The organism is Haliscomenobacter sp. (genome assembly GCF_040403615.1).
In the GTDB taxonomy this organism is placed as follows: Bacteria; Bacteroidota; Bacteroidia; order Chitinophagales; family Saprospiraceae; genus Haliscomenobacter.
The window spans coordinates 1-6,516 of sequence record NZ_JBBAKG010000184.1 but is presented as its reverse complement, the minus strand read 5'-3'; the positions used below and the strand labels follow the sequence as shown (position 1 = coordinate 6,516).

General features: G+C 46.6%; 9 protein-coding genes. 1 reads left to right on the top strand and 8 read right to left on the bottom strand.

Annotated elements, in window-relative coordinates; all coding sequences use genetic code 11:
- The 3 genes from ABW391_RS28135 to ABW391_RS28125 form a co-directional block, all read right to left on the bottom strand.
- Nucleotides 1-282: hypothetical protein (locus tag ABW391_RS28135; protein ID WP_353485237.1), on the bottom strand; the 282-nt coding region annotated here is incomplete at its 3' end.
- The gene (locus ABW391_RS28130; RefSeq protein ID WP_353485236.1) at nt 261-689 is read right to left on the bottom strand and encodes a hypothetical protein; all 429 of its coding nucleotides are present in this window, start codon (nt 687-689) and stop codon (nt 261-263) included. The genes ABW391_RS28130 and ABW391_RS28135, both read right to left, overlap by 22 nt.
- Before the next feature lie 58 nt (nt 690-747).
- The gene (locus tag ABW391_RS28125) at nt 748-1,188 is read right to left on the bottom strand and encodes a DUF6641 family protein (RefSeq protein ID WP_353485235.1); all 441 of its coding nucleotides are present in this window, start codon (nt 1,186-1,188) and stop codon (nt 748-750) included.
- 1,146 nt (nt 1,189-2,334) lie between these two features.
- Here ABW391_RS28125 and ABW391_RS28120 point away from each other — a divergent pair.
- Nucleotides 2,335-2,919 carry a tyrosine-type recombinase/integrase gene (locus ABW391_RS28120; RefSeq protein ID WP_353485234.1) on the top strand — a complete coding sequence of 195 codons (585 nt, stop codon included), beginning with the start codon at nt 2,335-2,337 and terminating at the stop codon, nt 2,917-2,919.
- On the opposite strand, the gene ABW391_RS28115 is transcribed toward ABW391_RS28120, so the two are convergent.
- From ABW391_RS28115 to ABW391_RS28095, 5 genes are all read right to left on the bottom strand, one after another.
- Entirely contained in the window at nt 2,916-3,845 is a 930-nt protein-coding gene (locus ABW391_RS28115) for a hypothetical protein (RefSeq protein ID WP_353485233.1), read from the bottom strand. The genes ABW391_RS28120 and ABW391_RS28115 overlap by 4 nt on opposite strands.
- 16 nt (nt 3,846-3,861) lie before the next feature.
- Nucleotides 3,862-4,164, bottom strand: coding sequence for a hypothetical protein (locus ABW391_RS28110; protein WP_353485232.1), 303 nt, complete (start codon nt 4,162-4,164; stop codon nt 3,862-3,864).
- Nucleotides 4,165-4,407: 243 nt separating this feature from the next.
- Nucleotides 4,408-4,935, bottom strand: a complete 528-nt coding sequence (locus ABW391_RS28105) for a hypothetical protein (protein ID WP_353485231.1) — start codon at nt 4,933-4,935, stop codon at nt 4,408-4,410.
- 161 nt (nt 4,936-5,096) lie between these two features.
- Nucleotides 5,097-5,600, bottom strand: a complete 504-nt coding sequence (locus tag ABW391_RS28100) for a site-specific integrase (protein ID WP_353485230.1) — start codon at nt 5,598-5,600, stop codon at nt 5,097-5,099.
- Nucleotides 5,601-5,640: 40 nt separating this feature from the next.
- Nucleotides 5,641-6,258, bottom strand: coding sequence for an integrase (locus ABW391_RS28095; RefSeq protein ID WP_353485229.1), 618 nt, complete (start codon nt 6,256-6,258; stop codon nt 5,641-5,643).
- Nucleotides 6,259-6,516: the final 258 nt, after the last annotated feature.

Below are 6,516 nucleotides of genomic sequence, written 5' to 3'. Positions count from 1 at the left end.
GGCATTGGGAAAGTCCAGAAACGACAAAGCCAACTGAGAAAAGTTGACTTTGAAAGATGGTGGCCTGGGGCGGAATCGAACCACCGACACAAGGATTTTCAACTCACCTCTCCAAACTGCGAACCGTGCAAATTCAAAGTTCAAAAGCATGAATGCAAAGTGGTGTGCGACGAACGCAACGCAATAACGCTGCACGAAAGCGTCAACCGTGTGCGAAAGTATTTTTACTATACCTGTTGTCATTTTCACCAACATTTTTTTTAACTGCTTTTGCTCGGCCAAACACCCGTCTTTTGACTCGTATGACGGCTTTTCTGCTGCTGTAAATCTGCAGCATCAATGTCAACGTCTGCAGTGCCTGCAACATCACCATCAACATCTGCAGCAGAAGATGCAGAACGTGCACCGTTAGTTGCAACGTTTGCAGCAGTCTGCACAGGATTTACCGCAGCAGCGTTTGCAGACTGTGGCTGTGCTGCAGAACGTTGTGGTGGCGGAGGCAATGTTATTGCAGCTGGTGCGGCAACACGTTTACGTTTACCTTTGCCCTTTGCAGCATGTTTTGCCTGTGCAGCACGTTCACGCTGTTGCTGCTGAACTTGTTGTTCTATTGCAGTCCACACACTGCCGCTAATCAACTTCCACAATGCCATCTGTTCTTCTGCACTGGCAGCCTCAAATATTCGCATACGTCACCTCGTCTTGTTGCACGTATTTATTTGGTCTTGACAGTACAGATATAAAACATCAACGAGCAAAGCCTTCACGCAGTTTCTTCGCAGCGTTTTCAATAGCATCATCAAGTTCGCCGCTGTCAACTGCTGTGCGTACCACTTCTAATGTGTTGATCAAGTCTGCTTTGTCTGCAACTTCAACTGCAAACTTGCCCTTTGCAAGCTCCAGCACTTTGGGTCCGAAGCGAACACTCAACGCCAACTTGCCGTTGTCTGCTGTAAACCACCACGCTTTGACACGCTTGTTTGTTTCAACTTGTTTGCGTACACCCGATTCTTTGTCTGTGTAGCTGCGAAGTTTGACGGGTGCAAATTTAGTACCAGCTTGTTCTGCACGTGCAAGTTCAATCTGCTCCCAAATACGTTTCACCAACTTTTTTCGACGCTGCTGCACAGGCGGCAGTGATGTTGCTTTTTGTGCAGCTGTCAACTTTAATCCACTCAATGCTGTCATTGCATTACTCCTTTGTTTGTTGCAATGAACTAACTGTAGTTTCGGTCTTTTGGTGTGAGCAACCGAAATCTAGTGTGTAAAAGCAATCTGCTCAAAAAGCCATAAACCAGCCTAACAACCGCTCACTTCTGTGCAGGTTTTATTTGGTCACTGCTAAATAACTATGGAGACAAAACCGATACACAGTGTTTGCACTCCAATCACTACCGATAGAGAGTTGTGCACTCAGTTGTTATGCACCCTAAACCTGGCCAATGGTGTGCACAGGGATGGAAGTTCTGAGCGGTAGCAGAGACTTGTTGTCACTACCCACAATGGATGCGTTCGGATTTGCTTTCTGATTGACTCAAGGCAAAAGATTCGAGCACAAAGTCGGCAATGAAAACTGTGCGACACGAGCAAGCAATGCCACTCGAGCATCTTGCAAACGCTGTGAAGGTTGGCACTATGGCTTTCACAAATGCGTTGCGTTTCAGTAGCACGTAAAAGGAGACAGCGAAACCGCCCTTACCTACAAATGGTTGTGCACAAGTGCTGTAGTAAAGAACTCATCGAAATGTTTTCACTACGCGAAGCCTGTTGCTTAAGGCTTCGTGTAGGTTGAATCTATCGAAATATTCTAATACAAATAATATTCAAATGCAAAGCAGCATGTGCAAGACATTGAGAGTGAGCACAGCGAGCGAACAATGTTGCAGCACAGGTGAACTGCGTTCACCTTTCATCATCCACACACATCACACGCACAATAGAAATACAAAGGCCAAACTTTCGTGCACATGCAGGTGGTATAGGTAGGAAATCACCAGGTGAAAAGCCTAAGTACCCGATGCAAAAAATCCGCAGCTGTGATTTTTGTGGGCGTAGAACCCATTTCGGGCAACACACGCTGCAACACGTCAAATCAGCCCTATGCGTTGACTTTTCAGACAAGTAGTCCGCTACGGCTATGCCCACCGTCAAAACTGTGTTGTAGGGCTTTTACACAGCTGCAGCGGTAAATACACGACATAACACTATGCGTGAACTGTTTGTTCGGCACTGCAACCTCGTACAAACAAACAGATCCACATCAACCCGCCAAACCTTCAGGTTTCTATTGCTCACTCAGCAACTAAGAAAGCACACTTACAACACTAACTTTATTTGGAGCTACAAATGACAGCAGCAAAATCACTTACCGCAGAAGAAATCAACACAGTGCTGAACTACACAACACAACACGCATACGCACGACGCAATCGTGCAATGTTCATGCTGACTGCAATGGCTGGCTTACGTGTATCGGAAGTTGCAGGATTGACATTAGGTGATGTGCAAAACGCAGATGGCACTGTACGTGCAGAAGTTTTCTTTGCTGCACATCGTGTCAAACACAATCACGCTCGAACTGTGTACATCAATAGCAGGCTACAAGCAGAACTCGAAAAATACATTCATTCACGCACTTGGATTGACAGCACACAACCTTTGTTTCCCACACACAGAGGACCACGTCGTGCATTTACACCCAACACACTTGCACAGCACTTTTACTGGCTATACAAACGTGCTGGTGTACGTGCTGCAAGTTCGCACAGTGGCGGTAAAACTTTTCTCACAAGTCTTGCGTCACAAGGTATTAGTGTGTTTGTGCTTGCGTCACTTGCTGGCCACCGCAGCATTGCTACAACTCAAAAGTACATCACCGTGCACGATGACATGAAACGCAAAGCAGTTGAATTGGTTTAATACAAGTCATCATTTCGCAACTGCAGCAGCCTATTCAGTATTGCATTGCGTACAACTTGCACGTCATCTGTAGATTCTGACTGCACGGGCTGCTTGAACGCCAATTTCCACGCTGCGTCTTTTAATGCCAGCAGCTGGCATTCTTTACGCTTAAGACGCTTGCTCAACTTGGGCAAACCACTGTCCAATGCATTTTTACTTTTGCTGCCACGTATGCGAGGGATTGTTTCAGCATCAATGCCGATCTTTCTGTCTGTACCAGAATCGAAGTCCAGCTCTCTGTCCATCCATGTTTCAATCGCATGCAGCAACATAGGGTCTGCAGAACTGCATGTTGCATCCAACTGCTCCAGTGCCAACTCGTACAGCTTGTCAACACTGCTTTTCGCACGTTCGTATGTGTGATGCTGGAATCGTTTGCGTCCCAACCTTTTGTCCACGCTCATCTTCTCAAACTTGTTGTGCTGAAAGTCAGCATCCTTCAGCAGCTGCTTGTAGGTGTGCAACTCATCTGGCATTCCGCTGCCATATGTGATTTCGCTGCTGTGCATTTCTGCTGTTAGTGACTCTTTGTAGTCTGCAAACTGCTGCACATCCAGCACACGTTTCAACTGCGTGTCGGAAACGTTCCTATCTGCAACGAGTTTACGCAGTGACTCATTCAACTTGCCCAGTTGAAGTAGTTGTTCACCGCTCAATGCAGCATTGAACTCTAAGTCTGGCAGTGAATATTTCTTTGCAGCATGTGCATCAACAAACTCAGTTTCACTGTGCTCGTATTCAAATGCACTGCCGACAGCACGGTCACGTTGCACAAGCAGACGTTGACCATGCTGTAGCGTTGGAATGCTGTAGTTAGCGTATTGAATGTCATCAATACGCCTGTCTACATCTGGCATCAGCAGCTGCGTGGTGTACTGCGACACCAACGCAGCATACTGATTAGGCTGTCTTTTTACGTGGTGTTGACTTGCGTGCTGTGGTTTTACGTGCAGTACTTTTGCGGGGCGTTGCTTTCTTCGCTCCCTTTTTCTTCAATGCTGTACGCAAATCTGTAGCGGTAAAGCCGTGCAACTTGACTTTTTCAAGTACATCCTCCAAGTCTGCTGCACGCAACTTCGCCAAAAGTTCTTCTTTTTTCTTTGCATTTTCTTCTGCAAGTTTGTCAGCTTTTTCTCGTGCAGACTTTTCTTCTGCGTCCATTTTTGCTAACAGTGCACGTGGATCTTGTGTTTCGTTTACCATAATTTTCCTTTGTGATAATTGTCTTAATTTTCTATGCTATTTCAATAGCATTCACAGCTTGCTATGCAATCTGTAGTCTTAATATATTAAATCAATTGAGAAGTCTACCAACGCCCATTTTGACAGCGTGTGAATGTCGGAGCTATGGCCTAAATCTGTAGTGGCATATGTGTGCTGCTTTCATTCTCACATCCAACAACATGTTGCAACTGGACAAGGGGTTGACAGACTACTGCATGCATCTCACTGAGTCCTCTTGAATATGAGCAGTAGATTTGCGCGGTCTCCTAAATTGGGTAGACGACTTGAATTCTTCACACACAAGTACAAAAAAGTAATGGCAATAATTCTGGCAAGAATCATTAGCGTCAATTGCGGAGTTGGCTGCGAAAGTGCTGCGGCGTAAACGTTGAAAAGATCAAAGACCAAGTTAACACAAGCCATCAGAAAAAGGGCACTCATTACAATAGCCGGATACCAATTTTTAAAGTAGGCGTAGCTGCCCAAGACAATGATGCACAAGATAAACCATCCCCGAAAGTACAAGAAGCGTCCCATTCTGACCGAATCTGTTGCATCCGTGGTCATCCGCTGAACCGCCGAGTCATTAGCAAAAAGTAACCAGATGGAATAGAAAAGAGCTAAAAAAAAGATGTACCAAAAGCGCAGGGGATAAAATTGGTCGATCGATTTTTCAGGGCTAGCGCCCCATCCCTGAATGAGTGCTTCTAATTCAGCGGACGTGACTGAAGTTTCTTTTTCGTAACTCATGATTTATGGTGATTTCCCGCTGCATAGTAAGTAGGAAAGCGCATCGCTCGCCCTAAGAGGCTACACAATGCTCACGTCCAAAGTATGAAGTCGAAAACGTGTAAATTTCTTATCGTAATTACCTAATTTGTTGTTTTAACAACAAAAAGTGCAAAAAGTTATCAAGCCAACCTCTCCGCAGCCATCGTTGCCGTCAACTTTGAGTAGTGCCGTTCAATCATTGCCGCTGAATTGCCCATCTGCTTGCTGAGTGTGTGTATGTCCGTACTGTTGCGTAGCAGTTCCAGCGTTGCATAGGTGTGGCGGAACGAATACAACGTACGGTTCTGCCCGTCTGCTGTCAAAGCAAGTCCACTGTCACGCATCAACCGTCTAAACGTTCCCACAAAACTGTGTGGTTGATAGCCGTCGGTGAAACGAAACAGTTTTCGCGTGACACGCTGCGTCACCAACTCGTCAAATGACATATGCTGTATGTCTTGCTGTCGTGCTTGTAAACGTTGCAGCACGTCAACTGCAGCGTGTTTTGCAATGAGCCAACGTCCACCTGTTTTGCCGTCAACCCAAATGCGTATGTACCGCACATCTTTGTGCGTGTGCCACTCCACGTTGTTCCAGCAGATGCCCATCGCCTCTGTACCATGTCGCATTCCTGTGTACAACAAGATTTCAATGTAGTCACGTAGCAGCGGACGTATTTCACGTTCAACACCTACTACCCTGTCGCCGCCACGTGTCCATAAACACAAGCAACTGTTCTACTTCTTGTTCTGTAAACGCAGGACGTGTTTTGCTTTTCTCGCCGCGTGTTGTCAACTTGGGAACTGGCACACGTTCGCTGATGTATCCCTGCTTCACTGCTGTGTCAACAATCCTGTTCCACGCACTTGCAAAGTTCAGCAACGTTGAAGCTTTAGGTTTGCGTCGCATCTGTCTGTCACGCCACACCTCAAACTCGGAAATGTCAATGTGTGTCAACTGTTCAATACGTTTATCCGCAAAGTACGGAAGGAAGTAGCGTTCAATACACGACAGGTAGCTGTGATACGCTGTTTTGCCAGTCGTTGCGTCAATCTTGCGTCGCAGTTCTGCCACTGTAATCGCTGCGATTTGTGCGAACGTGTGTGCTCGGTGTGCTAAACCCAAGCGTTGTCTGTAGCGTGCTTCGTCATACAAATCACAAGCGACAGCAACGGCGTGTTCAACTGACGCTTTACGTGTGCTGACTCTGTGCCACGTGCCGTCAGCAAGTCGGTAGCGGCATTGATACAACAAACTGCGGCTGCGTCTGTACAACACAACGTCGCCGTCGCGTAGATACAAAATGCTGGGTTGTGCTGCTGTGAGTACGGCAACTGACAAGCGGAGTTTCGTTTCCCGTGTCACTGCCACTGTGTCTGTGCTGTACGTCATAGAGCAAAGTCACAGCAACGTAGGGACAAAGTGCCCGCAGCGTAGGCGTTTACGAGTGAAACACGCTGTGGAAAAAGAAAAACCGCCGTTCTACAAAGTAAAACGACGGTTTCAAATGGTGGCCTGGGGCGGAATCGAACCACCGACACAAGGATTTTCAATCCCCAT

What these genes read in the sequence shown, in the direction of transcription:
- ABW391_RS28130 (WP_353485236.1), bottom strand. Translation starts at nt 689, where the DNA reads ATGCGAATATTTGAGGCTGCCAGTGCAGAAGAACAGATGGCATTGTGG.
- ABW391_RS28125 (WP_353485235.1), bottom strand. Translation starts at nt 1,188, where the DNA reads ATGACAGCATTGAGTGGATTAAAGTTGACAGCTGCACAAAAAGCAACA.
- ABW391_RS28110 (WP_353485232.1), bottom strand. Translation starts at nt 4,164, where the DNA reads ATGGTAAACGAAACACAAGATCCACGTGCACTGTTAGCAAAAATGGAC.
- ABW391_RS28105 (WP_353485231.1), bottom strand. Translation starts at nt 4,935, where the DNA reads ATGAGTTACGAAAAAGAAACTTCAGTCACGTCCGCTGAATTAGAAGCA.